Origin of the sequence: Candidatus Magnetaquicoccus inordinatus (genome assembly GCF_004217665.1) — a bacterium.
In the GTDB taxonomy this organism is placed as follows: Bacteria; Pseudomonadota; Magnetococcia; order Magnetococcales; family Magnetaquicoccaceae; genus Magnetaquicoccus; species Magnetaquicoccus inordinatus.
On sequence record NZ_RXIU01000463.1, the window covers coordinates 1 to 1330 of the forward strand.

The 1330-nt window shown below is 57.1% G+C and carries 1 protein-coding gene; it reads right to left on the reverse strand.

What is annotated here, in order from left to right:
* The coding region (locus EJP87_RS18180) for an Ig-like domain-containing protein (protein ID WP_193771486.1) at positions 1–1330 on the reverse strand (1330 nt) is incomplete at both ends.

The window sequence follows — 1330 nt, forward strand, 5'->3', positions numbered from 1 at the left end:
GCCAGCGGACAAACTGAGGGGAGAATCCTCCTCCGTGGTAAAGGCATCCGCACCAGCCACTGGCGCATCCTGTACCGGTAACACCTGCAGGGCAATCTGGTGTACAGCAGCCCCCACAGCCCCGCTGCCATTATGTCCCCAATCGCTGATCTGGATGGTCAATTGATCATTGCCATTAAAGTCGTGCGCACCTCGATATTGCAGTGCCAGCAGCGCCTGTTGCAGATCTGGCAAACTGCCGGTCACCCGCAGCCAGGGGTTGCCATTGCTCCCGGCAAGCCACGTCAGACCGCTAGTGGCAGCCAAAGTCAGGCTGCCGTGTTGCGTGGACAGAGCCAACTCCAGCACAGCATTGTCCACATCGACATCCTGCACGGAGATGCCGGTGATGCTCACTGTCTGATCCTCATTGAGAGTCAAGGAGGCAGGAGCAGAAAGTTGCGGTGCATCGTTCACAGCGGTCACCTGCACCTGGCTCCACAGAGGATCACTGCTGAGCAAACCATCCTCCAACTGCCAGCGTACCGTTCGACTCCCCTCGCTGGGCGTTGCGCCATCCAAATTGATGTAGGTGACACTGCGTAGAGCGCTCTGATATTGGGCAAAGCTCGCACTGCCACTCAGGGTCAGCTCGCCGATGGCACTGTTCCAACTGCCATGAATCCCCCCCTGGTCGTGAAAAGCCAAACGATCCTCAGCAGAGAGATAACCACCACTGATGCGCACCAGGGCACCAGTAAATTGCTGGCTGTCTGGATCGATGATGAGCAGATCCGGGGCCAAGGGAGAAGCCGGATCATTTTCGGAATAGGCCAAATCAGCGCTGTGCAACAGCCGCGGCGCATCGTTGGCTGCCTGTACCTGCAGAGTTTGGTTTACAGAGAGCGACTCCCATTGACCATCATTCACCGACACCTGCAAGAGCCGATTCTGCACAGTGGGATTATCGGCCGCAGCACTGCTTACCTGATAGCCTACCGAACGCAACAGCGTTTGATAGTCGCTCAACGAGGCGCTACCGACAAAGTGCAAGCGACCATTGACACCCTCCCAACTGCCGGTGATACCCGCCACCGCAGTGAAGGAGAGCTGATCCTCACTGCCGAGAAAACCGTGGGTAAATGCTACGGTGGCTCCCTGCAGATGCTGGCTATCCACATCGGCCAGAAACAGATCAGCAAACAACGGTGTGGGTGCACCATTTTCGATAAAAACAACCGGGGCACTGGGCGCTGACAGTTGCGGTGCATCATTGACCGGCTGAATGGAGAGAGTAAAGGTTGTGGCGCCAATCGTGCCACCCGCACCATCGCTTACCGCAAATTGCCAG